The sequence below is a fragment of the Thermanaerothrix sp. genome (assembly GCA_026417795.1).
In the GTDB taxonomy this organism is placed as follows: Bacteria; Synergistota; Synergistia; order Synergistales; family Synergistaceae; genus Thermanaerovibrio.
The window spans coordinates 22872-48241 of record JAOACP010000002.1; the positions used below are offsets into that span (position 1 = coordinate 22872).

Below are 25370 nucleotides of genomic sequence, written 5' to 3' on the forward strand. Positions count from 1 at the left end.
GGCCCGGGGTAGGGGGGAGCCCCTGCCACGGGCCCTTGACCCAAGCCAACCCCTTGGAAGGAAGTGTTAAACCCTTGACCGCCAACCATGCCGGGCGCCGCCCAAGACGCCTTCCAGAACGGGCCTTAACCGGCGCCATCCTGTTGACCTTTTTATCGTTCCTGTGGCTGCCGTTGGGGGCTGTCTCCTACGGGAAACCCCTTTCGATCACCGACGACGCGGGAAGGACGGTAGCCCTTAAGGAAGCTCCAAAGCGGATAGTGTCCCTGTACCCCGCCCACAGCGAGAACTTGCTGGCATTAGGCCTCAAGGACCGCATGGTAGGCATAGCCCAGGGGGACGACGGGGAGCTCTTCAAGGGCGTTCCAAAGCTTCCCCTAAGGCCCGATCCGGAGGCCATACTGCGCCTCAAGCCGGACCTGGTGCTCGTAAGGTCCCTCCAGCTATCCATGCAGCCCAACCTGCTTGACAGGATCAGCCCCTTCGTGGCGGTGGCGGGGCTGGACCCGCCGTCCCCTGACGGCCTTGAGAGCTACATAATCCGCCTTGGCGTCATAACGGGCAGGGAGGCAAAGGCCCGCTCGAAGCTGCGGGAGGCCCTAAACACCCTTGAGCAGTCCCGGCGCAGGAACCACCGTTCCCGCAAGGGGGCTTTCCTGGTGGTAAACTCCAAGGACATCACCACCTGCTCCCCCGGCAGCTGGGCCTATCGTCTGATGGAGGCCACGGGGCTCTCCCCAGCGGCGGAGGACCCAACGCCCACATCCGAAGGAAGCGCGGTGGCCCGCTTCGGCCCAGAGAGGCTCCTCATGCTGGACAAAAAGGTGGACGTAATACTGGTTCAACAAGGCCCCATGAACCACGGAGGGGCGGCGGAGTTCCTCTCGGACCCCCGGTTCTCCCCCATGAGGGCGGTCAAACAGGGGAACGTGTTCCAGGTGGACGAGAAGATGATATCCCGCCCCTCCCTGCTGCGGCTTAATGGGGCCATAAAGGTCCTGGAGGGCATAGGGAGGAAGGCCCGCTGATGTCCCTCCGCTGGGGCTTCACCACCGGCACCGCCGCCACCGCCGCCGCCATGGGGGCGGCCCTTTGGCTCCTTGGAAAGCCCTGCTCCTGGGTTAAGGTGCAGCTCCCCTCCGGCGCCCTGCTTCCCATACCCCTTGGAGGCATTGAGCGCATCGCCGGCGGAGCCCAGGGCTGGGTCTTCAAGGACGCGGGCGACGACCCGGACGTCACCCATCTAACGGCGGTGGCCGCCAAGGTGCGCCTTTGCCGCTGTAGCTCCGTGGAGTTGGACGGGGGCTTCGGGGTAGGCACCGTTACAAGGCCCGGCCTTCCGGTGCCTAAGGGGTGCAAGGCCATAAACCCCGGGCCCTCGGCGATGATCCGGGAGAACTTAAAGGCCCTTCTTCCCAAGGGCCTTGGAGCCCAGGTGGAGATATGGGTGCCCAAGGGGGAGGAGCTGGCCCATAGGACCTTCAACCCCAAGCTGGGCATAGCGGGTGGCATATCCATACTGGGCACCACCGGGGTGGTGCGCCCCATGAGCGAGGACGCCATAGTTAAGACCATCCGATCGGAGCTCTCGGTGCTGCGGGCGGAGGGGCATCTTACGGTGTGCCTTGCGCCGGGGAACTACGGCAGGGACTTCGCCAAGGCCCTTGGATTCCCCGAGGGGCTCATAGTGAACGTGAGCAACTACGTGGGCGAGGCCCTCAAGGCCTGCTCGGAGCTTGGGTTCAGGTGTATAGTCTTCGCGGCCCAGGTGGGCAAGATGGCGAAGATAGCCTCCGGCTCCATGGACACCCACAGCTCCAGGAGCGACGGCCGCCTTGAGGCCCTCTGCGCCTACGGGGCCCTTCACGGCCTGGACGCCGGGTGGATCCGCCGCATAATGGAATGCAACACCGCAGACCAGGCGGCGGTTATGATGATGGAGACGGCGCCGGGCAAAATGGCCCTTGAAGAGCTGTGCCAAAGGGCCAGGATGAGGATAGAGGCCGCCTCCGGGGCCCAGGCGGCGGTACTTACCTTCGCCCTGCCCCAAAGGGAGCTGGCCCGGTCCGGGCCGGTGGAGGAAATGATAAGATCCGCAAGGGGGCTTAAGGCTTGATGGAGCTTCGGGAGATAAACGTGTTCGGCATGGGGGCCGGAAGCTTCTTGGAACTTCCGGAAGGGATCTTGAACCTCATAGGCTCCTGCGGGGCCCTGATGGGGGAAAGCCGCTTTATGGAGGCGCTTGCCCCGTCGGAATGGCAGGTGAGGCTTCCGCTGCCCTTGGGGGACCGCCTTGTGGAGGCCCTGGAGGGGGCCCCCAAGCCCCTTGGCGTGCTGGTGAGCGGGGACAGCGGCTTCTTCAGCCTGGCGCAGCGCATATGCGCCTGCTTCCCCGGCCGGGTCCGCCTTTTCCCGGGGATCTCAAGCCTTCAGATGATGGCGTCCCGCCTTTGCGAGAGCTGGGCCAACGTTCCGGTGATGTCCCTCCACGGCCGGAACCCCTCAACCGCCATGGATGAGCTTAGAAGGTCCCTCTGGGGCAAGGACCGGTGCGCGGTGCTCTTCGGCGAGGGAAGCGGCGTAAGAGACCAGCTGGAAGGGCTCTTAGGGACCCTTAAGGACCACGTTCAAGGCTGGCTGGGCTGGGACCTTGGCACCTCCAAGGAACAGCTGGTTGAAGGCACCCTTAGAGAGCTTGCGGCGTCGCCGTACACCGGCAAGCTGTGCATAGGCTGGTTCCATGCGCCGAAGGAGGGCTTCTTCGGCGAGAAGGACCCAGGGCTTACGCTCTTGCCCCTCAAGGACCATGAGCTTCACCGGGAAGACGGGATACCTATGACAAAGTTCCCGGTGCGGTGCCTTTTGTCATCCATCCTGGAGCCCCTCTTCGGGTCGAAGGTGCTCGAGGTGGGAAGCGGCACCGGGGCTTTGACATGCCACATAGGGCGCCTCGTAGGCCCCGGAAGCGTGGTCTCCATCGAGCGGGACCCCCGGGCCCTTGGGCTTTCCATGCGGAACTCCGAGAGGCTGTGCCCCTTGGGGGCCGTGCGGTTCGTCCATGGGGAGGCCCCGCTTTTGGAGGGAGGATCGATCCTGGAAGGCCCCTTCGACCGGGTCGTCATAGGCGGCCACGGTGGGAACCTCCGGGAGGTCATAAGGTGGGCCGCGGGGCTTCTCGGGCCGGGAGGGAGGATGGCGGCGCTGTGTCTTCTCGCCTCGTCCTTCCAGTCCGCCCTGGAGGAGATGGGGGCCCTGGGCCTTAAAGCGGGCTTCATCCGGGCCTTCCCCGGGGAGGGACGACGTCTTGGGGGAGAATGGATGGTTCAGGGGAGCAACCCGGTGGACATAGTATGGGGGGATATGATTTGAGGGGTCTTGTTTGGATAGTGGGGGCGGGGCCGGGGGGCCCGGAGCTCATAACCGTGAAGGGGCTGAGGCTTCTTTCGGAGGCGGACCTGGTGGTTTACGCCGGAAGCCTCATCAACCCCGAGATCTTACGGCACTGCAAGGAAGGCGGAGAGGTGCTGGACTCCTCCAAGATGACCCTTGATGAGCAGGTTAGGGTGATGGCGGACCGGGCCGTGAAGGGCCTTAAGGTGGTGCGCCTTCACACCGGGGACCCCAGCCTCTACGGGGCCATAGGGGAGCAGATCCGGGAGCTTGAGGCCCTGGGGATCCAGTGCCGGATAGTGCCTGGCGTATCGAGCCTCCAGGGGGCCGCCGCGGCGCTGGGCATAGAGTACACGGTTCCCGGCGTGACCCAGACGCTGGTGTGCACCCGTCTTCCCGGCAGGACCCCGGTGCCCCCCAAGGAGGACCTGCGGGTCTACGCCTCCACCGGCGCCACATTGGCGCTCTTCCTCTCCTCCGACATGGGGGACCAGGCGGCTAAGCTCTGCATGGAGGGGGGGCTTTCCCCCGACACCCCCGCCGCTTGGGTCTACCGGGCCACGTGGCCGGACCAGCGAACTGGCAGGACCACCCTCGGGGAGCTTGGACAGCGGATGAAGGCGGAGCACGTAAGCCGCCAGGCCCTGATAATAGTGGGCCGCTGCCTTGAGGAGTCCCGAAACAGCCTCCTGTACGACCCCGGCTTCTCCCACGGATGCCGCAAGGCGGGATGCCCCGAGGGGGGCGGCAATTGAAGGTCTTCGTCATCGCCCCTGGGTCCCTGGCGCCTAAGGGGCAGGAGCTAGCCCGTCTTACGGGTTTTGAGCTGTTCGACCCCGAAAAGGGGGTCATGGAGGCCACAAGGGCCCTTTGGGACAGGGCTGATGGGCTTGTGTTCCTTGGAGCTCTTCCCATAGCGGTGCGGGCCGTGTCGGGTCTTCTAAGGGACAAGGCCCAGGACCCGGCGGTGCTCTGCGTCACCGAGGACCTGTCGTCGGTTTTAGTGGTTGCGGGGGGGCACCTTGGGGGCGGCACGGACCTGGCCCTTAGGGTGAGCCAAGCCACGGGAGCGGACTGGATACCCACCACCGCCACGGACCGGCGGCGCCTCATGGCCCCGGACCGGTGGGCCCGGCGGCACGGGCTTTTTCTGCTGAACAAGGATAACCTGCCTTCCGCCATAAACCGCCTTCTGTCCAGCGGCTCCCTTCGATGGTGGCTGGACCCGCTTCTGCCCCCTCCGCCCCTTCCGAAGGGGGCGGAAATTACGGCGGACCCCAGCTCCGCCCAAGTTCTCTACACCATACGAGACCTTCGAAGCCAGTGCCCCGGCGGGGTTTTTCTCGTACCCCGCTGCCTTTGCGCCGGCGTGGGGTTCAGACGGGATGCGGAAGAAGACCGTATACGGGACGGAATCCTTGGGGCCCTGGCCTCCCATCCGGAGGGGCCCTTCCTTCGGGATGCGCTGCTTGAGATCGGCACCTGGGAGGGGAAGGAGGGCTCCCAGGGGCTCTCCCAGGCGGCAAGGGACCTCGGCTGCCATGTCAGGTTCTTCAGCCCCCAGGAAATCCGGCGGATTTCAAAGGATCTAAACCTCGCGGAATCGGCGGCGAAGCGTCACCTGGATCTACCCGGCGTGGCGGAGCCCTGCGGGGCCCTCATGGGACGTCCTCTGGGGAAGAGGATCGTTAATAACCAAGTGACCGTGGCGCTGTCCTTGTCTTACGTCCGCTTCCGGGGCGGCCTTTCGGTGGTGGGCATAGGCCCAGGACACCGGGACCACATGACCCTTGGGGCCGCAAGGGAGCTTGAGGAGTGCGACGTCATCGTGGGCTACTCCCTATACGTGGACCTGCTGCCCAAGAGCTTAAGGGAAGCGAAGCTGGTGGAGTCCTACCGCATGGGTGAGGAGGAGGCCCGGGTGATCCGGGCGGTGGAGCTGGCCCTTGGAGGTTACCGGGTGGCGCTGGTGTGCGGAGGCGATCCGGTGCTCTTCGGCCTTGGGGCCTTAGCCTCCCGGCACTGGGCCTCCGCTTCGAAGGGGCAGGAGTCCGCGCCCTTCAGGATATTCCCCGGCGTGTCCGCCGCCCAGGGGGCCGCTAGTTTAATAGGCCCCTACTACACCAACGGGCTCTGCATGGTGTCCCTATCGGACTACCTGCAGGAGTGGGGGGCGGTGGTGCAAGCCATGGAGAGCGCCTCCCGGTCGGGGCTTTCGGTGGCGCTGTACAACCCCGTGTCCCGGGACAAGGAGGCGAAGCTCGCGGAGGTCCGCCGGGTCTTCCATGGCCGCACCGCCCTGGTGTGCCGGGACATATCAAGGCCCGGGGAGTCGGCTGAGGAGGTCCTAGCGGAGGACCTGTCCCCCGAAGAGGTGGACATGAGGTCCTTGATCGTCTTCCCCGGCAAGTGCTGCGCGAAGGGGTCCGACGGGGTATGGCGGGACATGCGGGGATACGGCAGCGAGACACAAGATCCAAGGGGCGGCGTCTTCCATGAACCTGGGCCGTCAAAGGGCAAAACACGCCCCATGGAATCCGGCGGGGCGGTTCTTTCAAGGCCGATGGTCGGCGACGGCAAGTTGCGCCTTGAGGGGCTTGATGGGATTGAGGCGCTCATCTTAGGCGGCACCGGCGAGGGAAAGGAAACGGCGGAGAAGCTGATCTCCTCTGGCTTTAAGGTGGCGGTGTCGGTGGCCTTTGAGACGGGGCTTCACGTGGTGCCACAAGGTGCGTACCCGCTGGTGGGGCGCCGCAGCGCCGAGGACTGGGAGCGTGTGATGAAGGGAATGCGGGGGCTTAAGGTTGCGGTGGATTGCGCGCACCCCTTCGCGGAGGAGGCCCGGCGGAACTTCCGCGTAGCGGCGGAAAGGCTTGGCATACCGCTGGTGAGGATAAGCCGTCCGGTTAAGGTGCCGGAAGGGGCCGTGCCGGTTACAAGCTACGAGGAGATGGGCAAGAAGCTTTTGGAGCTCACCAACCTGTGTGACACGGTGTTCCTGTCCTTCGGGGTGAGGGGTTTAAGGGTCGTGGTTCCGGTTTTGAAGGAAGCGGGCCGGTTGGTCTTGGCCCGAGTGCTTCCAACGGAGGAGAGCCTTAGAGAGGCCGCCGCCTCGGGTCTTGGGCCGAAGGAGATAATATGCTCCTGGGGGCCCATGGGATACGATTGGGAGGTTGGGATACTCCGGGGGATCAACGCCAAGGCCGCGGCGGCTAAGGCAAGCGGTGACGCCTCTGGTGTGCCGGATAAGCTAAAGGCCTGCGGGGAGCTTGGCATACCGCTGGTGCTGCTGTGCCCGCCCATGGAAGATGAGTTTTTGCTGGAAAAGAGTTTAAAAATAGAAAAACACTTGGACAAACAAAAACAAAGTATCCTTGCATATCTGATATTAAAAGTTAACAAGCACCAAAATAAGGTTTAAGCTCTATTAATCCCGATAAATCAAGCTTATTTACTGCCACATAAAATCCAATCCAAGTTATATAAGATCCATAAAGCAAAGCTCAAGAGAGCAAGGCAAGGAACTAATATAAACATACCGAAAAATTATAAACAAAAGCGATCAGATTCAATTTATGTGCTATCCGCCTCTAAAGCAACCCATTTCAGCTAAAATGCCGCTTCAACAAGCTATCAACATACGTATAAAAATTCTGCCTAAAAACATGGGTAGCAAAGCGTTCCGCATTGTTGCGACAGTATATAGGAACAATACAACCACTAAGCCGTTCAAAGCGCCTGACTGCTCGCACAATAGCATCTGTGGTCTGAGTAGCAAACAAAACCCCCGTAGGGCGTTCGTTGCTATCTACATCCAATACCGTTTCTGTCACACCTCCCCTGCCATAGGCAATGACCGGCGTACCACAGGCCTGCGCCTCAACAGGAATAATGCCGAAATCCTCTTCTGCAGCAAAGATAAATGCCTTAGCTAGTTGCATATAATCTCGCAAAACTTCAAACGGCTGATAACCTAAAAGCTCGACATTTATACCGCTAGCCGCCAAGAAAAATATATAAACAAAGGACATGCCAAAGCAAACACGCCAATGCAACCCAAATGGCAAAATGGTAGGGAACACCCTCGGCAACACAGCACCCCAAAACCATGCAGAAAAAACCAAAGAGGCAAGAGCGGCGAAATAGTCCACGGCAAAAAAGAACAGCAAAGCCACAAAGCTGTCCAAACTCACAGCGCCGAACAGGGAACGCAATGACCTAAGCCAAGGCTTAAAAAAACATAACCCTGCCCTCATCCCAACAAGCAGCCTCCCCCATCCCACGCTCAAATTAAGGGCTGCGCAAACACAACCCCAACTAATACGCCATCAATTATAAATAATACCACCAAAAGCCCCGAGACGCAGACGAGGAGCCAAGCCAGTTTATTGCTAATAAATTGGTTCTCAATCCAACAAAACATCCGCCACTCTACAAACCAATGCAATACCAGATCTTGTAATCCAGGTTAACAAGAATTATCATCCATATTGTCTTAGAACATCCAACAAAATATATCCCTATAACATTTCGGGGAAGTCCGGTGAAGATCCGGCGCGGCCCCGCCACTGTGAGCCCGACGAAACCGCCGTACCACTGGGAACCACACACCTGGGAAGGGGCGGAGGTAGGATGAAGGCGAGCCAGGATACCCGAAGAACCTCTTAAGATAGATCCCGCGGAGCCCTCGAGGGGGGGATCCCGGGCACCTCTCCCTGTCCACCCGCAAGGAGGCCAAGGTGCCCCATCTACCCTCAAGCTCCGGCGGCGCTTCGCAAACCAGGACGGGGGGATTCAGTTGATACTTTACGGCGTAGGACTTGGACCGGGGGACCGGGGGCTGGTGCCCCTAAAGGCCCTCGAGATCCTTAAAAGATCCCAAGCGGTGTTCGAGCCCGTCTCCGCCCAGGGACGCTCCAGCGTGGCGGGGCAGATGGCAAGGGACCTGGTGGAAGGCCTTAACACAATACCCATCCTCTTCCCCATGACCGGCTGCGACGGCGAGCTTCGAAGGGCGGTGCGGGAGTCCCTTGGCTCCTCAAAGCACCTATGGCAGCACGCGGAAACGGCCGCCATGCCGGTCATTGGGGACTCCACCCTTTACGCCACGGTGCACACCCTTTACCAGGAGCTCTCGTCCATGACAAACGTGGAGCTACGTCTAATCCCGGGCATATCGGCCCACTCCGCCGCCGCCGCCCTCTTGGGGCGCTTCATCGGCATGAGGGAACAAGTGTTCTCGGTGGTCCCAGGATCCGCGGGGCCCGAAAGGGTCATCCAGGCCCTTAAGTCTTGCCAGTGCGCCGCCCTTTACAAGCCCTCCGCCCTGGGGGACAAACTGCCCCTGGTGGTTTCCGCCTCGGGCCCTTGGGAAAAGCTTGCTCGGGTCCACAGGGTGGGGCTTGAGGGGGAGTCGGTGGTGGAAGGGGAAGCTGCCATGGAACCCACCGACGACTACCTGGCGGTGATGCTCCTTTGGAGATAAGGGGCCTCCTCTGGGCGGAAGCTAAGCTCACCGTCAGCATCCTGGCAGGAGCCGTGGCGGGGGAAGCCATGGTGAGGCTAAAGGTCACCGACGCCCTGTTCCGCCCGATCGAACGGCTTTTGTCAAACTGCCGAATAAACCGCCACGCCCTCTCCGCCATGGCGGTCTCCGTGGCAAGCCCAAGGGTGGGGGCCGCCATGCTCGCCTCCGCCCACGGCGAGGGGCAGATAACCAGGGAGGACGCGGTCTTCGGCACCTTGTGCCTTGCATTTCCGGCGTACATCAAGCGATGGATCGCCACCGCCCCGGTGGCGATAGGCATCGCAGGGTCCCTGGGGCTCATATACTCCACGGTGCTCATCGCAAGGAGCGCATTACGCTTTCTCCTGTGCCTTGGGCTCCTCGTAAAGCGCGGCTCCGGAGGCCCCGTTGAAAGCACATCCCCCCAACAGTCCGCCATGGGATCCCGCGCCATTCCATCCGCCAGCCACTGGGGGCTTATCATGGCCACCCTGCGGTCGCTGCCCATGGCCTGGGGCTTCTTCGGGCTTACGTTCTTCCTCATGCCCCGGCTGGAGTCCGCGGCCCTCAGGCTCCTAAACGGCGCCGTATCCCCTTCGGCCCTCACGGTCATAACCTCCGCCCTGGTGCACAGCTCCGCGTCGCTGGCATCCGCCGACGGGGCCCTGTCGGCGGGGCTCATCTCCCCCGCGGGGGCCCTCTTGGCGCTGCTCATGGGCAACTGCTTGGGCACCTTCACCCGGGTGCTGCGCCAAAACATGGGCTACTGGGTGGGGATCTTCCCATCGGAGGTTCTAAAGCCCCTGGCCATATGGCACATGGGTACCCTGCTGCTATTCGAATTCCTCTCCATAGCCCTTGCGGGGCTTTGGTGGTGGTGCTGCCCATGACCTACCTTACCATGGCGGTTATGCCTTTTCTTCCCGCCGACGCCCTGGAGCACGTACACATAAAAACCTGCTGGCGAGACGAGTTCTACCTGGTGCTTCCGGCGGAAAGCCTAAATCCCCATCGTAGGACACAGGTCCTGGACGAGGGTCGCAGCGGGGCCCTGCGGCTCCTTCGCACCCTGCTTGGGCTCAACAGCTTCGCGGTGGGGGAGTCCCACATAGTGCGGCAAATCAAGGACTGCTACGCCGCCTCCGAGGCCTCCTGCGGCCCTGTCCTGCACAGGCTTTTTCAAAGCTCCTTCCGGGTCTCAAGGGCCTTAAGGGCTGCGCTGCACCCGGGAAGAGCCCCGTCCATACCGTACCTTGCGGCATCCATCATGAAGGAACACCCCAAGTGGCCCCATGTATCCTGCCTTGTGGCGGGCATGGGTGAGATGGGACGGGAGACCTGCAAGGTGCTATCCTACTTAGGCGCGTCGGTGGCCTGCACGTCCCGCTCCTCCCCTCCCCCGCCGGGATTTAGGTCCTTGCGGTGGCAGGACCTTCCCTCAGGGGCTAAGTGTTTTCACGGGGTGTTCCTCTGCACATCATCCCCAAAGCCGGTGCTGCGGGAAGAACACATGGAGGGAAGCGGGGCCTGGGTGGTGGACCTGGGGTCTCCTCCGCAGGGTAAGATGGGCCGGGGCTACCGCTACTTTGGGATAGGGGAGATAGCCCAAAGGGCCCAGGCGTTGCTGGCGGACTACCGGGAAGAGCTCAAGGGCCTGGAGAAAGCGGCGGAAGACGCGGCGGCTATGCTGTGGGCGGAGCTCACCGACCGCTTCCCGGACCTTGCGGCGCAGGCGGACATCATACACAATCGTTAAAACTGGGGGTATTCACATGACCTTCGGCCCCATGGTGGCCTTAAGACTGGACGAGCCGGTGCTCGTGGTTGGAGCCGGCCCGGTGGGATACAGGAAGACCTGCAGCCTGCTGGACGGCGGCGCCTCGGTGACGGCGGTCTCCTTAAACTTCTGCCCAGAGATGAAGGACCTCATCTCAAAGGGCGTCATATCCGGCGAGGAGCGGCCGGTTCAGCGGCAGGACTTCGAGCGCTTCCGGTTCGCGGTGCTGGCGCTGCCGCCGGATAAGACAAGGGCGGCCCTTGAGCTCCGGGAGGGCACCGGGTGTCTTGTGTGCTGCTGTTCCCTGCCGGAGCTGGGGGACTTCGCATTAGCGGCCCAGTGGAACCACGGGAACTTTCGGGTAGGCATCTCCAGCGGCGGCACCGATCCCGCCGGGGCGGCGAAGCTAAAGGCACTGCTCAAGGCCTTCCTGGAGGGGAAGAGGCTCAGGAGATGAGCCGGTTTACGCTGCTCACCCGATCAAGCCCCCTGGCCATGGCCCAGGCGGCGATGTGGCGCCGACGCCTTGAGGAGGCTGGACACTCGGTGAGGCTCGTCACCGCCTCCACCCACGGGGACCGGGACCGGAAGCGGCACCTGGCGTGCTTCGGCGGCTTCGGGGCCTTCGTCAAGGCCCTGGAGGAGAGGCTCTTAAACGGGGAGGCCCACGGGGCGGTCCACAGCCTCAAGGACGTGCCGTCGGAGCAGCCCCAGGGGCTTAGGATAGCGGCGGTCCTTGCCCGGGGTCCCCGGGAGGACGTGCTGGTGACCCGGGAGGGCATATGCCTTGAGGAGCTGCCGGAAGGGGCATCGGTGGGCACGTCAAGCCTCCGGAGGACCGCCCAGATACTGCGGGCCCGAAAGGACCTCAAGGTCCTCTGCTGCCGGGGCAACGTGCACTCAAGGCTCAGGAAGCTGGAGGAGGGGCGCTTCGACGCCATAGTGCTGGCCAAGGCGGGCCTTGAAAGGCTCGGGATAAAGGCGCCATACCGGGAGCTTCCGTTCATAACGTCCCCAGCCCAGGGGGCGGTGGCGCTGGAGGCCTTGGAGGGGTCCTTTCTCTTCCAGGAGGCGGTACGGCTGGGAGACCGGGAGAGTTGGCTTGAGATCACGGCGGAACGGGAGTTTTTAAAGGCCTTCGGCATGGGGTGCGCGGTTCCCGTGGCGGCATCCGCAAGGCTGGAGGGGGAATTCATGACCTTTGAAGCGGAGATACTGTCCCCCCAAGGAACCTCCGGGTCTTGCGTAAAGATCGTCCACAGGGTCCACCATGAGGAGTCGGCGGCAGAGGTGGGCAAGCTGGCGTGGCTTGAGATCAAGGACTCCCCCGAGGCCCGGCGGATCCTGCAGGAGGCCTCGGCCAGGGGCGCCGCGGCCGCCGAAGGGGTGTGCGGCCCATGATATGGCTGGTGGGGGCGGGATGCGGTTCCCCGAGGTGGCTCACCCTTGAGGCGCTGGAGGTCCTCTCCAGGGCCGAAGCGGTGGTTTACGACCGGCTGATACACCCGGACTCGCTGCTTTTAGCCCCCCGATCCGCCCTTTTCGTGGAGGCGGGCAAGCGGGGAGGGGACCACACCATGGGGCAGGAGGAGATAAACCGCCTTTTGGTGGACCTTGGCAGGCGCTTTGACCGGGTGGTCCGCCTCAAAGGCGGGGATCCATTCGTGTTCGGCCGGGGCGGCGAGGAGGCCATGGCGCTGGAGGCGGCGGGGCTGCCATGGCAAGGGGTGCCTGGCGTCACCGCCGCGCTGGGAGGTTTCCTAAGGGAAGGGGTGCCCCTTACCCACCGCGGCGCGTCATCGGGGCTGTGCCTTGCCACCGGACAGCTGGGAAGCTCCGGCCACATGGCGGGCTACTTCGAGGGCGTGGTGGGCTTCAGGGGCTCCCGGGTGCTCTACATGTCCGCCTCCAACCTGGCCCAGAACCTGCGGAGCATGCTCTCCATGGGGCTGAATCCAGAAACACCGTGCGCGGTGCTATGCTGGGGGGGCTGGGGCAGGGCTAAACTTGAAAGGACCTCCGTCAGGGGGGCCATCGAAGCGGCAACGTCCAACGGCATCCCAAGCCCCTCGGTGATCCTCATAGGCGAAGCCGCAGCTTTGGGCCTACAGCCCGCAGAGGGGCCCCTCAAGGGGCTGCAGGTGGCGGTTTGCAGGCCCATGCCGGAGGGGTACCGCACGTCCCGGGCCCTTGAGGCCCTGGGGGCCGATGCCTTCACCTTGCCGCTGCTTGAGGAACGGGCAACCGCCGAAAAGGAACAGGTGGCGGGGGAGCTTAACAAGGCCCGCTGGTTGGTGTTCACAAGCCCAAGGGGGCCCAGGATTTTAAAGGACCTGATAAAAGACCTCCGGCTCATCCGCTGCTCCACCGCGGCTTTAGGACAGGGCACCGCCGCCGCCATGGAGGAGGCGGGCATCGGGGTGGACGCCGTGCCGGAGTTCCCAAGCAGCGACTCCCTGGCCAACCTCCTTCGGCGCGTAATAAACCCCGGCGACCGGGTTCTGTTCCTTCGAAACCGCGTGGGCTCCGACGGGCCGGTCAAGGCGGTGATGGAAGCAGGAGGGGTCCCATCGGTGCTGCCCCTCTACGAGATGACCCCAAGGGAGATGCCATGGATGGGGCTTGTAGAGGAACACTGGAAGGCCCATCCTCCTCACGGGGTGGTTTTCGGCTCCGCCGCCATGGCGGAGGAGTGGGCCCAGCGCTTTGGAGGCCTTCCCAAGGGAGCCCGGGCGGTGGCGTGGGGGGACCAGTGCGGGAAGGCCTGCGAAGGTCTTTTTGGAAGCTGCGTGGTCATGAAGACCCCGGACATGGAGGGCCTCACGGAGGCCCTGAAGGGTCTTGCGGCGGAGACGAGCCCCCGATAGGGGCGCTTAGATCATTCCCCGGGGCTTTATCACCGGGTGTTATGGCCGTTCGTCTAAAGGCGGCGCAAGAAAGGCGATCCAGGAGGGGATGAGGTAATCATGGAGACCAACAGGGAGTGCTTTGAAAGGGCCCTACGGTGTCTGGTAGGAGGGGTGAACAGCCCTGTAAGGGCCTTTGGGGCGGTGGGGGGAGATCCAATTTTCTTCCGCTCCGCCAAGGGGTGCCGGCTGTTCGACGTGGAGGGCAGGTCTTACGTGGACTACGTTTGCAGCTGGGGCCCCATGATACTGGGGCACGGGGACCCCCACGTGCTTGAGGCCTTGACCCGCGCCGCCGGGGACGGGCTTTCCTTCGGCGCCTGCTCCCCCCTGGAGGCCCGGCTTGGGGAGATGATAAAGGCCAAGTTCCCATCCATAGACAAGCTGCGCTTCACCTCCTCCGGCACCGAGGCGGTCATGGGGGCGGTTCGGCTGGCAAGGGGCTTCACCGGAAGGGATCTCATAATAAAGTTCGAGGGCTGCTACCACGGACATTCGGACTCGCTCCTGGTATCCGCTGGGAGCGGGGCTCTTACCTTCGGCACACCCTCGTCGCCGGGGGTCACCAGGGGCTGCGCGGCGGACACCCTGGTGCTTCCCTACAACCGCCTGGACCAGGTGGAGGCAGCCTTTGGCTCCCACAAGGACCGGATAGCGGCGGTGATAGTGGAGCCCTGGGCTGGGAACATGGGGCTTGTGCCCCCTGTGGAGGGTTTCCTCAAGGGGCTTAGGGAGATAACCGCCCATCACGGAGCCCTCTTGATCTTCGACGAGGTGATAACCGGCTTTCGAGTCCCCGAGGGAGGCGTCCAGAACCTGGAGAGCATAGAGCCGGACATCACGTGCCTTGGGAAGATAATCGGCGGCGGAATGCCCGTTGGGGCCTTCGGCGGCAGGTCCCACGTGATGGCGCACCTTTCGCCGGAGGGGCCGGTCTATCAGGCAGGCACCCTTTCGGGCAACCCGGTGGCCATGGCTTGCGGGATAGCCACCCTTGAGCGGCTCACCCCCCAAGCTTACGAGGAGCTGGAGGCCAAGGGAGCGGCGCTGGAGGCGGCCATACGCAAGGCCGCCGACGAGGAAGGCCTAACAGTATCGGTGTCCCGCCTTGGCTCCGCCCTAGGACTCTTCTTCGGCCCCATGCCCAAGGACCTCGGGGACGTAAGGTCCACCCGGGTGGATCTGTACCCCCTGTTCTTCCGCCACATGCTCCACGAGGGCTTCTACCTTCCTCCCAGCGCCTACGAGACCTTCTTCGTGTCCCTGGCCCACGACGACGATGCCATAGCCTCCACCAAAGATGCCCTGCGCTCCGCCTTCCGCAAGATTAGGGGGCACATGGGATGAGCGCCCCCTTCCCCCTTTCAAGGCCCCGGCGGAACCGCATAAACCCGGCAATAAGGGAGATCCTCCAGGAGACGGACGTAAAACCCAGCCACCTGGTGCTGCCCCTTTTCCTCGTGCCCGGCACCGGCGTGGTGGAGCCCGTGCGCTCCATGGAGGGGGTCTTCCGCTGGAGCTGCGACACGGTGCACCGGCCCGTGGAGGAGGCATTGGACGCAGGGGTAAGGTCCTTCCTCCTCTTCGGCATCCCATCCTACAAGGACGAATCTGGCTCCTCGGCGGACGATCCCTCCGAGCCGGTGCAGCGGGCCCTGGGGGAGCTCAGGTCCCGGTACCCAAAGGCATACCTCGTGAGCGACGTGTGCCTTTGCGAGTACACCTCCCACGGCCACTGCGGGGTACTCAAGGACGGGGCGATCCACAACGACTCCACGCTTGAAAGGCTCGCGTCGGTGGCCTTAAGCCACGCCAGGGCGGGGGCCCACGGTGTTGCCCCTTCGGACATGATGGACGGCCGGGTGCTGGCCATAAGGAAGGCCCTGGAGGACAACGGCTTCCATGACACCGCCATATGGAGCTACGCCGCCAAGTTCGCCTCCGCCTTCTACGGCCCCTTCCGGGAGGCGGCCCAAAGCGCCCCTTGCTTCGGGGACAGGAAAAGCCACCAACTGCCACCGCCCAACCGTCTGGAGGCCTTAAGGGACGCCCTCATGGACCAGGACGAGGGGGCGGATCTTTTGATAGTCAAGCCCGCTGGAACGTCGCTTGACATCATAAGGGACCTAAGGGAGATGTCCATGCTGCCCATAGGGGGCTACGTGGTAAGCGGCGAGCACGGCATGCTGAAGTCCGCCATAGGCCAGGGGCTTGTAAGCTACGACGCCTATCTTGAGTACCACCGGTGCGTGCGCCGGGCGGGCTGTTCTGTGATAATAACCTACGGGGCCGTGGAGCTGGCCCGGCAGATATCTATCTAATCTAAGCTAAGGCGGGTGAGCTTAAGATCATGGAAGTACGTTACATAGATCCAAAGGCCCAGGTGGACCCAAGCGCCAAGATAGGCTTTGGGGTTGTCATTGAGGATGACGTCCTTATAGGCCCCAACGTGGAGATAGGGCACAACGTGGTGATCCACAGCGGGGTCCGAATGGGCCCCAACTGCAAGGTGGGGTCCAACACGGTGCTTGGCAAAAGGCCCGCCGCGTCGGCCATAAGCGCCACCACCTCCGCCCACAGGGAGCTGCCTCCCCTGGTCATAGGGGAGAACGTGACCATAGGGGCCCTTTGCGTTATATACCGGGGAGCGACCCTTAACCAGTGCGTGTTCGTGGGCGACTTAGCCAGCATCCGGGAGGACGTGGCCATAGGGGAGATGACCGTGATAGGCCGGGGCGTCACGGTGGAGAACAGGGTGTCCATAGGAAAGAGGGTTAAGATAGAGACCGAGGCATACATAACCGCCCTGTCCACCATAGGGGACTACTGCTTCATAGCCCCGGAGGTCACCTTTACCAACGACAACTTCCTGGGCCGCACGGAGGAGCGGAAGAAGCACTTCGGAGGCCCCACCCTGCTCCGCGGCGCCAGGATAGGGGGCAACGCCACCCTGCTGCCGGGGGTGCAGATCGGGGAGGACGCGCTGGTGGCGGCGGGGAGCGTGGTCACCAGGGACGTGCCCGCGGGGGTCATAGTAGCCGGCGTGCCGGCCCGGCTGCTGCGGCCGGTGCCCACGGAGCAGCTGCTCCAGAACCAGGCGTTCTACGACCGGTAAGGGGAAAATAACTAACACCGCCGGGTGGTATCGTGTAAAATGTGCTTGCCCATTGCGCAAAAACAAGCTTACGATCCGAGGTAAACCGCGTTGACCAATAGAGAGCTTTACTTGAAGATGGCCCTGGACATATCCGCTGGGGCGCTGGTTTCCGTTCTGGCGCTCGTTCTGCGGTTAGGGTACCCAGTTCCAGGTGAGTTCCTATACTCCATACCCCACTACCTTGCGCTGTCCGGGGCCGGGAAGCTCGTTGCGGAGCTCCTGTGGAACCTTCACAGGCAGTCGTGGAAGGACGTCAGCATCCCAAACCTCAAGGACATCTTCAACGCCTCGGCGGCCAACCTCCTCATCACCTCCTCAGGCCTCTTCATGATGTCCACCTTGGCCAAGGTCCCAAGGAGCGTGCCGGTGATCGACTCCATCCTCTACGGGGTGATGCTTTGCGCTTTAAGGATATTAAGACGCAGGTTCTGGGAGAAAAGGCTATCCTGTGGCAAACTCATGGGGGTCATAATCGCCGGCGCCGGGGAAGCGGGCATATCCCTGGCCCGGGAGATGCTCAAGAACCCTGCCATGGGGATGGAGCTAAAGGGCTTCCTGGACGACGACCCCCAAAAGCGGCTTACAACGTTCCTGGGGTACCCGGTGCTTGGCGGACTTGAGGACCTTAAGGAGGCGGCGAAGAAGTCCGGGGCCTCCGAGGTGCTGATCGCCATGCCCTCCGCGGAGGGGCGAGTGGTAAAGCGGGTCCTTGAAGCCGCATCCTCCGCGGGGCTTAAGGCAAGGATAGTGCCGTCCTACTCGGAGATCGTCTCCGGCAAGGCCTCCATATCGCAACTTAGGGATGTGAACATAGAGGACCTGCTGCGACGGGAGCCGGTGCGGCTTGACCTTAGCTCCATACGGGGCTACGTAGACCACCGGGTGGTGATGGTGACCGGCGCCGGGGGCTCCATAGGAAGCGAGATAACAAGACAGCTGGCCCGGTTCTCCCCAGGCCTCATGGTGCTGGTGGGCAGGGGTGAGAACAGCCTCTTCCACCTCAAAAGGCACCTGAGCCGCATTGAAGGGTGCCCTCCCTTTAAACTGGTGGTGGCGGACGTGCGGGACCGGGAGAGGATCTCTCAGGTGATGGACCTTTACAAGCCGGAGGTGGTCTTCCACGCCGCGGCCCACAAGCACGTGCCCTTCATGGAGGAGAACCCCGAGGAGGCCATAAAGAACAACTTCCTGGGCACTAAGAACGTGGCCCGACTGGCCCTTGAGAAGGGCGTAAGGGTCTTCGTCAACATATCCACCGACAAGGCGGTGAACCCCACCTCCGTCATGGGGGCCTCAAAGCGGCTTGCGGAGATGGAGGTTTTAAGGTGCGCCGAGGCCGCAGGCCAGGATCGGTGTTTCGTGTCCGTGCGGTTCGGCAACGTATTGGGCAGTCGGGGCAGCGTGATACCCATCTTCAAGGACCAGATCCGAAGAGGCGGCCCCGTCACGGTCACCCACCCGGATATGAGCCGCTACTTCATGACCATACCGGAGGCGGCGCAGCTGGTGATCCAGGCGGGAGGCCTTGGGGAGAACGGCAAGGTGTTCGTGCTGGACATGGGAGAGCCCGTGCGCATAGCGGACCTTGCCAGGGATCTTATACTCTTAAGCGGCCTCCAGCCCGGGAAGGACATCACCATAGAGTACACCGGCGTAAGGCCAGGAGAGAAGCTGTACGAGGAACTGTTCACCCCCGAGGAGGGGACCATGGCGTCAAGGCACAGCAAGATCCTCATAGCCCCCAACCACAGGGTTCCAGAGGACTTTGAGGCCCTGTCGGAGGCGCTGGTGTCCGCGGCGCTCAAGGGAGATCCGGCGGCCGTAAGGGACATGCTAGCCAGGATCATACCGGGATGCCGGCTGGAAGGGACGAGCGGCCATGAGTAATGATGGGGAGATAAAGCAGAGGACGCAGATTTACCGGCGCTTCCTCAAACGCCCCCTAGACCTTGCGCTGGTGCTTATCTCCCTTCCACTGACCCTGCCATTGATGGCCGTCACGGCGCTGATGGTGGGGATTTGCCTTGGCAAGCCGGTCATATTCAAGCAGGAGAGGGCGGGGCTTAACGGAAGGCCCTTCAAGCTCTACAAGTTCCGCACCATGACCGATGCCAAAGGCCCCTCGGGGGAGCTGCTCCCAGATGAGGTGAGGCTAACCAGGTTCGGCAGGTTCCTTCGAAGCACCAGCCTGGACGAGCTGCCGGAGCTCTTCAACGTCCTCAAGGGGGACATGAGCATCGTAGGTCCAAGGCCGCTCCCTACCTCTTACCTCAGCCGCTACAGCCCATTTCAGATGAGGCGCCACGAGGTGATGCCGGGCATCACCGGCTGGGCCCAGGTGAACGGCCGAAACGCCCTGTGCTGGGAGAGGCGCTTTGAGATGGACGTTTGGTACGTGGACAACCTTTCGTTCCTTTTGGACCTTAAGATAATACTTTTAACCATGATAAAGGTTGCACTCCGGGAGGGCATATCCCAGGAGGGGCACGCCACCATGGAGGAGTTCAAGGGGGAAGGAGACAGAGAGCACATACCGCCCCTCTAGCCTGCCCCAGCCACACCTGTTAAATCAGGCTTTCGCAGATGCCGGCGTAGTCCTTAACCATTTTATTAACGTCCATGACTTCAACCACATATCTTCTAGCCGCCTGTCCGATGGAAGATGCCTCTTTAGGACAAGCCAGCGCCTGGTCGATGAGCGCCGCAAGGTGTGCGGTGTCCCCCACCGGATAGAGCCACCCTCTTCGATCCTCCAAAAGGTCCACGGTGCCCCTGGCGTCCGCCCCTATCACCAGCTTCCCCATGGCCATGGCCTCGATGACAGCCCGGGGCAGCCCTTCCCTTGCGGAGGGAAAAACCATGCCAAGGGAACCTTGCAAAAGGGCTCTCACATCTTCACAGCTCCTATGTCCCGCAAACCTGAAGCGGTCCCAAAGACCAAGTTCGGCAACCCTTTGAGCCACTTGCTCCCTAAGTCTTCCGTCTCCCACCATGACCACCCGGCAGTTGCCGGCAACACCCTTAAGGGCTTGAACCATGTCCATGTGGCGCTTACCTGGGTTAAACTCCGCCACGTTCAGAAAATACGGGACCCCGTCATTGATCTTTAGTTCACCTAAAACGCCGCTAACCTGCTCCATAGACACCGCGGCAGGGTCAAAGAAGGATAGGTCCACCCCCACCCCGCTCACGAACTCTATCCTGGGTGCCAGGTTCATCCTCTTCGCCATGTCAAGGTCGTAGCGGTTCATGACGAACAGGACGTCGGTGAAGAAACCGCCCGCCTTCTCAAGGGCAGCGAACACACAGTTAGACACCGGATTGCCCTTTGGGTGGAAGTGGAAGCCGTGGGCGGTGTAGAGGATTTTAAACCCCAGATCCTTCCTCATGGGCCCTATGGCGAGCCTGGTCACAAGGGCCGCCACCGGGGTATGAACGTGAACCAGGTCAAACCGGCGGGATCTTATAAGACATCTCATGATCTTCCACGCCCTGGCGTTGGAGATGTCAAATGGGCTTCTGGAAAAGGGGACTTCGAAAACCTCATCGAAAGCGGCTTTAAGCGCTGGGGATTTTTCAACCCCCTCCGCAGCGGCGCAAACCGCCCAGCCCCTGCGTCTTAGCTCCTCCACATAGGGCAGGTGGAAGGCCTCGAGGTGCACCGCAACCGAGGCCGCCATCAACAGCCGTCTTTTCATGTTTTCATGGACCCTTACTTGCCCCATGCCCTTCTTAGGGCCCCTACAACCCTCTCCTGCTGCTCCTCCGTAAGGTTCGATCCGGAGGGAAGGCAAAGCCCCATGGAGAAGAGCCGATCCGATACGCTTTCCCCTTCCAAATGGGGGAAGTACGCGCAGCCCTCGAACAGGGGCTGCAGGTGCATGGGCTTCCAAAGGGGCCGGGTCTCTATGTCCTCCTCCCCAAGCCTTTCCATGACGTTAAGAGGGGTTAAGCCGGAGGACGGGTCTATCAAAACCACCGTAAGCCACCGGTTGCTCCTGCCGTACGCAGCCTCGGGCATGAACGATAAGCCGTGTAGATCGCCCAAGCTCTCCACGTAGCGGTCGAAGACATTGCGCCTTGCCTCGACCCTGGAGCTAAGGGCCTTGAGCTGGGCCCTTCCTATCCCCGCCAGCACGTTGCTCATCCTGTAGTTGTACCCCACCTGGCTGTGCTGGTACCAAGGGGCCTTGTCACGGGCCTGGGTGGCCCAAAAACGGGCGCGTTCTATGGCGTCTTCGTCGTCGGAAAGCAGCATGCCGCCGCCGCTGGTGGTTATTATCTTGTTCCCGTTGAACGACAGCACCCCAAGCCTCCCAAGGGACCCGCACATCTTCCCCTTGTACGTGGCGCCCAGGGCCTCGGCGGCATCCTCCAGAACCGGTATGCCCTCCTCGCCGCACACCGAAAGTATGCCGTCGTAGTCGGCGCTTTGGCCGTAAAGGTCCACCGCCACCAACGCCTTGGGCTTGACCCCATCGTCCTTGAGGCGCTGGACCGCCCGCTTTAAAGCAGGAAGCGACATGTTCCAAGTGTCAGGGTCCGAATCGATAAAGACCGGCTTGGCGCCAAGGTAAAGTATGGGGTTTGCGGTGGCGGCAAAGGTCAATGTAGAACACAAAACCACATCGTCGGGGCCCACGCCCAAGAGCTTGAGCCCCAAATGTATCCCCGCGGTGCCGGATGAAAGGGCCAAGGCGGACTTGACCCCCAGCACCTGTGCCATCTCCCTCTCAAAGGCCTCCACATGGGGCCCCAAGGGGGCCACCCAGTTGGTCCTGAAGGCCTCCTCCACGTAAGCCATCTCCTCGCCGGTCATGTGGGGGGAGGAAAGGTATATTTTATGGCAATAATAGCGTTCTTTCTTCATGTTCGCATTCCCCCGTGCAATCTATGATGCAAAACAAACACCATAGCCACTTTAAATAAGAAACCGATCCCCAAGCCAACCACAAAATCCGCATGCGCAGCATACGCAACACAAAATGGCAATACATTCAAAAAACGAAAGCCAGTTAACTTTTTTTCAGAAGCATCATTATTATGCGATGAGTATCATCCGCCCTAATAGCCCAGGAATGCTTCGTCTCTATCAGCAAACGTCCAGCTCGAGACATCCTATCCCTTTCTGAGGGGTTTTCGTAAATGTACGCAACCGCCTTGGCCAGAGCATCAGGATCTTCTGGTGGTATGACCAACCCGCAATCACCCTCCCGAATCAAATCGGCTTGTCCAGATATATCGCTAACTATCATAGGGGTACCACAGGCCAAAGATTCAAATAGCTTAATAGGCGACAAACCAGTTGAAACCAAGGCGGCATCCCTCGTTTTTACACACAAGCTAACCACTGCTCCGGCCACTAAGCCGGGAATATCCCTATAAGAGACTCTTCCCAAGTACAGGACCCTCTGATAAACCTGTGAGGCCATTTTCACTTTATGTCCTTCCACCCCCTCCCCGGCAACCAAAAGGCTTACCTCTTGAGGCCAATAGGGACTTTTGACCGCTTCAAGCATCGTATCAACGCCCTGCCATCTAGCAAGAGCTCCGAAGAAAACGGCGTAAAACCTGGGCAAAAAATCACTAAAAGCACTTGGGTTCACAACTGCGGATGGGGAAAAAAACTCCGTGTCAGCCCCATTAGGGATAAGGAAGACCAACTCATTAACAGACTGGCTTTTCAGCCAATCAACAAGACCCTTGGTAACTGTTACCAAAGCATCGCTGTGTCTCCATTGGCTTCGCCACAACCAAACAAACATCCAAGAAAACCTTCTGGTAAATGGCCAAGCTAGAAACAGGTCCTCATAGGGGCCGTTAACCTCACTAACCACCACAACACCCAGCGCTTTTGCAAGCATCACCGATGGCCAGGAAAAAGGATGCGATCTTACATACAAAACATCTGGCTTCCCATTCTTCAGGAAACTCCAAGCCATACTCACCTGGACCGCAAGAAACTTCCAAAGCCTCACGGCCAAGCCTGGTTTATCCACACCAGCATAGTAAGGCTCAAACAGTTTAACATCCCAACCGTTTCTCCTTAAGCCCTTTATTATTTCATGAACATGCACATAAGACGCCTGTCCCTCCCTGGACCCCTCAAGGGTCAGATAGGCCAACCGCATTAAATACCACCCTTCACAAAGCAGACTTAAAAAGCCTGCTGTTATTCATTAGCAAAGAGGTTGCGTTTATGCTATTATAAGAGAAATTATAGCAAACAAAAACACAATCGATAGGGGATTTACCGCAATGAAAAGAAAGATTGTTTCTCTCGTCGGGGCAAGGCCCCAGTTCATAAAGGAAGCTGTAGTATCTGCAGAAGTCAGAAAAAGAAACCTCTGGAATCACATTGTTGTCCACTCGGGGCAGCATTACGATGCCAACATGTCGGACATATTCTTCTCCGAGCTTGAGATACCGTCTCCCCATTACTTTTTAGGAGCAACGCCGGGTTCCCACGGCAAACAAACAGCAGAAGTACTTGAAAAATTCGAGAGCGTCCTAGTTAAGGAAAAACCGGACATGGTTATGGTATATGGAGATACCAATACCACGGTTGCAGGCGCCCTGGCGGCGGCCAAGCTCAAGATACCAGTGGCACACGTGGAGGCCGGCATACGCCAAAAACCCAAAGACATGCCTGAGGAGATAAACAGGGTTCTCACCGATCACATCTCTACGCTTCTTTTTTGTTGCTCAAACCTTGGGGTTCAAAACCTCCTAAAAGAAGGAATCTCCGATGGCGTGGCATTGGTAGGAGATATCATGTACGACCTTTTTCTAATGATGCGCCATCGCTTTAATCCAGAAGAAACCACAAGACGCTTCGGAATCCGCCACGGGGATCCGTTTATCATAGCAACCATCCACCGAGATTTTAACACCGACAATCCCGATAACCTCACCGCAATATTGAAAGGACTAAACATGATACATAGGGAGTTGGGCTTGGCCGTCCTATTACCTATGCATCCCAGAACCAGGTCCAGAGTAAACCAATTTGGCCTCCAGCCATATACAGAAGATCTTCTGGTAACAGATCCAGTCGGCTACATTGACTTAATGTCCCTAACAATGGCATGCACTGCGGTGGTAACTGACAGCGGAGGCTACCAAAAGGAAGCCTACTACGCAGGCAAGAGAGCAGTGGTAATAATGCCTGACACTGGATGGAGAGAGCTTGTAGAATCGGGGTGGAACGAGCTTTGCCCTACCGACCCCGAGGCGCTATTGGATAAAATATCTAAAATTAACAATAACCCTCTATATCCTAAGGGGCTCCTTGGGGAAGGCAACGCCACGCATAAAATACTAGACCACCTCAAGCTAAATGCCTAAAATTATCTACTAAACAGCTCTTTTAATTAACCCCCTAGACTAAAAACCAACAGGAGGACAACAAATGACCACCAAATATCAAGTATGCAAACGCTGCATAATGGACACAACAGACCCAGAAATAGTGTTCGATGATAACGGCTATTGCAACCACTGCAATAATTTTTTTAAAAATATAAAGAATATCAAGTGGATTCCAAATCATCAAGGCATGCAGGAGTTAAATAAAATAATAGATAGAATAAAATCTGATTGCAAGAATAAACAGTATGACGGGATAATTGGACTAAGTGGAGGGGTAGATAGCTCTTATTTGCTATGTAAGCTCAGAGAATGGGGATTAAATCCTCTTGCGGTTCACGTAGATGCGGGCTGGAATTCAGAGCTAGCCGTAAAAAATATAGAATTGTTGTGTAAAAATCTAGGTGTAGATTTAGACACAATAGTAATTAATTGGGATGCCATGAGAAGAGTACAGGTGGCTTTTCTAAAATCTGGCATCCCTAATCAGGATATACCCCAAGATCATGCCTTTTTTGCCTCGCTATACCACTACGCTGTAAAACATAGATTGCTTTATGTCTTCAGTGGATCTAATTATGCTACCGAGAGCATACTACCAAAAGCTTGGGGATATGATGCTATGGATTCAAAATATTTGAAGGCCATAGTACAAAGATTCGGAGATGGCAATCTTAGTGGCTTCCCCTTGATTAGCTTCTATCAACTTCACTTCTATTATCCTTATATTATTGGCATGAAGATAATTAGACCCCTTAACTACATTCCATATAAAAAGAAGGACGCTATAGCAGAATTACAAAAATATGGCTGGAGCTATTATGGCGCTAAGCATTGGGAGTCTAGATTTACAAAGTTCTTCCAAGGCTACTATCTACCAACTAGGTATGGATATGACAAGAGGAAGGCACATCTTTCAAGCCTTATAGTTTCTGGAGAAATAACAAGAGAAGAAGCGCTGGTGGAAATTTCAAAACCCCCGTATCCAGTGGAAGATGTTGAAAGAGACATAGAATACCTAACAAAGAAACTTAAAATATCTAGAGCTGAATTCGAAGAAATGCTATACCTACCCAAGGATATTCACCCAAAAATTCCATCTAACGAAAATCTAAAAAAAATCTGCTTAGATATAAAAAAAATGATCGATAGTATCGCTAAGTAGGGTCATACAAAAAACGGAGCGTGGTGGTAACAAATCCCCTCTCTCCGTTTTTGCACTATTTGTATGTAAAAATAGAATCTATCTCATCGTGTGTAGGATAA

General features: G+C 59.6%; 21 protein-coding genes, 2 pseudogenes and 1 riboswitch. Of the genes and pseudogenes, 19 read left to right on the plus strand and 4 right to left on the minus strand.

From position 1 onward, the window contains the following. The first annotated feature begins 53 nt into the window (after positions 1-53). Genes N2315_00665 through N2315_00685 form a run of 5 tightly spaced genes read left to right on the plus strand, consistent with a single transcriptional unit; the run spans position 54 to position 6811 of the window. Positions 54-1028, plus strand: a complete 975-nt coding sequence (locus tag N2315_00665) for an ABC transporter substrate-binding protein (GenBank protein ID MCX7827710.1) — start codon at positions 54-56, stop codon at positions 1026-1028. Beyond that, positions 1028-2116, plus strand: coding sequence for a cobalt-precorrin-5B (C(1))-methyltransferase CbiD (gene cbiD / locus N2315_00670; protein MCX7827711.1), 1089 nt, complete (start codon positions 1028-1030; stop codon positions 2114-2116). Before N2315_00665 ends, cbiD begins: the two co-directional genes overlap by 1 nt. After that, complete coding sequence (locus N2315_00675) at positions 2116-3369, plus strand: SAM-dependent methyltransferase (protein ID MCX7827712.1); 1254 nt, start codon at positions 2116-2118, stop codon at positions 3367-3369. The genes cbiD and N2315_00675 overlap by 1 nt, the downstream gene beginning before the upstream one ends. Continuing rightward, the gene (gene cobM / locus N2315_00680; GenBank protein MCX7827713.1) at positions 3366-4145 is read left to right on the plus strand and encodes a precorrin-4 C(11)-methyltransferase; all 780 of its coding nucleotides are present in this window, start codon (positions 3366-3368) and stop codon (positions 4143-4145) included. Before N2315_00675 ends, cobM begins: the two co-directional genes overlap by 4 nt. Further along, a complete protein-coding gene (locus N2315_00685) occupies positions 4142-6811 on the plus strand; it encodes a precorrin-6A/cobalt-precorrin-6A reductase (protein ID MCX7827714.1) in 2670 nt (889 codons plus the stop codon). The genes cobM and N2315_00685 overlap by 4 nt, the downstream gene beginning before the upstream one ends. A gap of 184 nt (positions 6812-6995) precedes the next feature. Here N2315_00685 and N2315_00690 read toward each other — a convergent pair whose 3' ends face one another. Next, positions 6996-7577: a glycosyltransferase gene (locus N2315_00690; GenBank protein ID MCX7827715.1), complete on the minus strand. Its 582-nt coding sequence runs from the start codon at positions 7575-7577 to the stop codon at positions 6996-6998. A 345-nt stretch (positions 7578-7922) separates the two neighbouring features. Then, a riboswitch (cobalamin riboswitch) is annotated at positions 7923-8044 on the plus strand. A 144-nt stretch (positions 8045-8188) separates the two neighbouring features. Here N2315_00690 and N2315_00695 point away from each other — a divergent pair. The 12 genes and pseudogenes from N2315_00695 to N2315_00750 all read left to right on the plus strand — a co-directional run bounded on the left by N2315_00695 (position 8189) and on the right by N2315_00750 (position 19281). After that, on the plus strand, positions 8189-8875 hold the full coding sequence (locus tag N2315_00695) for an SAM-dependent methyltransferase (protein MCX7827716.1): 687 nt from the start codon (positions 8189-8191) through the stop codon (positions 8873-8875). Beyond that, positions 8866-9786 (plus strand): hypothetical protein, encoded by a 921-nt coding sequence (locus N2315_00700; protein ID MCX7827717.1) that lies wholly within the window; start codon positions 8866-8868, stop codon positions 9784-9786. The genes N2315_00695 and N2315_00700 overlap by 10 nt, the downstream gene beginning before the upstream one ends. Then, entirely contained in the window at positions 9783-10652 is an 870-nt protein-coding gene (locus tag N2315_00705) for a hypothetical protein (GenBank protein ID MCX7827718.1), read from the plus strand. Before N2315_00700 ends, N2315_00705 begins: the two co-directional genes overlap by 4 nt. A 16-nt stretch (positions 10653-10668) precedes the next feature. Beyond that, the gene (locus N2315_00710; protein ID MCX7827719.1) at positions 10669-11130 is read left to right on the plus strand and encodes a hypothetical protein; all 462 of its coding nucleotides are present in this window, start codon (positions 10669-10671) and stop codon (positions 11128-11130) included. Beyond that, positions 11127-12074, plus strand: coding sequence for a hydroxymethylbilane synthase (gene hemC, locus N2315_00715; GenBank protein MCX7827720.1), 948 nt, complete (start codon positions 11127-11129; stop codon positions 12072-12074). The genes N2315_00710 and hemC overlap by 4 nt, the downstream gene beginning before the upstream one ends. Beyond that, the gene (cobA, locus tag N2315_00720; GenBank protein ID MCX7827721.1) at positions 12071-13540 is read left to right on the plus strand and encodes a uroporphyrinogen-III C-methyltransferase; all 1470 of its coding nucleotides are present in this window, start codon (positions 12071-12073) and stop codon (positions 13538-13540) included. Before hemC ends, cobA begins: the two co-directional genes overlap by 4 nt. Before the next feature lie 99 nt (positions 13541-13639). Continuing rightward, positions 13640-14926 (plus strand): glutamate-1-semialdehyde 2,1-aminomutase, encoded by a 1287-nt coding sequence (hemL, locus tag N2315_00725; GenBank protein ID MCX7827722.1) that lies wholly within the window; start codon positions 13640-13642, stop codon positions 14924-14926. After that, positions 14923-15900, plus strand: coding sequence for a porphobilinogen synthase (hemB, locus tag N2315_00730; protein ID MCX7827723.1), 978 nt, complete (start codon positions 14923-14925; stop codon positions 15898-15900). Before hemL ends, hemB begins: the two co-directional genes overlap by 4 nt. 29 nt (positions 15901-15929) lie before the next feature. Continuing rightward, positions 15930-16370, plus strand: a pseudogene (locus N2315_00735) (hypothetical protein). A 141-nt stretch (positions 16371-16511) separates the two neighbouring features. After that, positions 16512-16694, plus strand: a pseudogene (locus N2315_00740) (acyltransferase). A gap of 90 nt (positions 16695-16784) precedes the next feature. Continuing rightward, positions 16785-18623 carry a polysaccharide biosynthesis protein gene (locus N2315_00745; protein MCX7827724.1) on the plus strand — a complete coding sequence of 613 codons (1839 nt, stop codon included), beginning with the start codon at positions 16785-16787 and terminating at the stop codon, positions 18621-18623. A 28-nt stretch (positions 18624-18651) separates the two neighbouring features. Beyond that, positions 18652-19281, plus strand: a complete 630-nt coding sequence (locus N2315_00750) for a sugar transferase (GenBank protein MCX7827725.1) — start codon at positions 18652-18654, stop codon at positions 19279-19281. Positions 19282-19300: 19 nt separating this feature from the next. Here N2315_00750 and N2315_00755 read toward each other — a convergent pair whose 3' ends face one another. From N2315_00755 to N2315_00765, 3 genes are all read right to left on the minus strand, one after another. Continuing rightward, positions 19301-20434: a glycosyltransferase gene (locus tag N2315_00755; GenBank protein ID MCX7827726.1), complete on the minus strand. Its 1134-nt coding sequence runs from the start codon at positions 20432-20434 to the stop codon at positions 19301-19303. Between the two features lie 14 nt (positions 20435-20448). After that, positions 20449-21606, minus strand: coding sequence for an aminotransferase class I/II-fold pyridoxal phosphate-dependent enzyme (locus N2315_00760; GenBank protein ID MCX7827727.1), 1158 nt, complete (start codon positions 21604-21606; stop codon positions 20449-20451). A 145-nt stretch (positions 21607-21751) separates the two neighbouring features. Further along, positions 21752-22861, minus strand: coding sequence for a glycosyltransferase family 4 protein (locus N2315_00765; GenBank protein MCX7827728.1), 1110 nt, complete (start codon positions 22859-22861; stop codon positions 21752-21754). Between the two features lie 133 nt (positions 22862-22994). On the opposite strand from N2315_00765, the gene wecB reads away from it, so the two are divergent. Continuing rightward, complete coding sequence (wecB, locus tag N2315_00770) at positions 22995-24083, plus strand: UDP-N-acetylglucosamine 2-epimerase (non-hydrolyzing) (protein MCX7827729.1); 1089 nt, start codon at positions 22995-22997, stop codon at positions 24081-24083. 64 nt (positions 24084-24147) lie between these two features. Continuing rightward, positions 24148-25269, plus strand: coding sequence for an N-acetyl sugar amidotransferase (locus N2315_00775; protein MCX7827730.1), 1122 nt, complete (start codon positions 24148-24150; stop codon positions 25267-25269). Positions 25270-25370 lie beyond the last annotated feature (101 nt).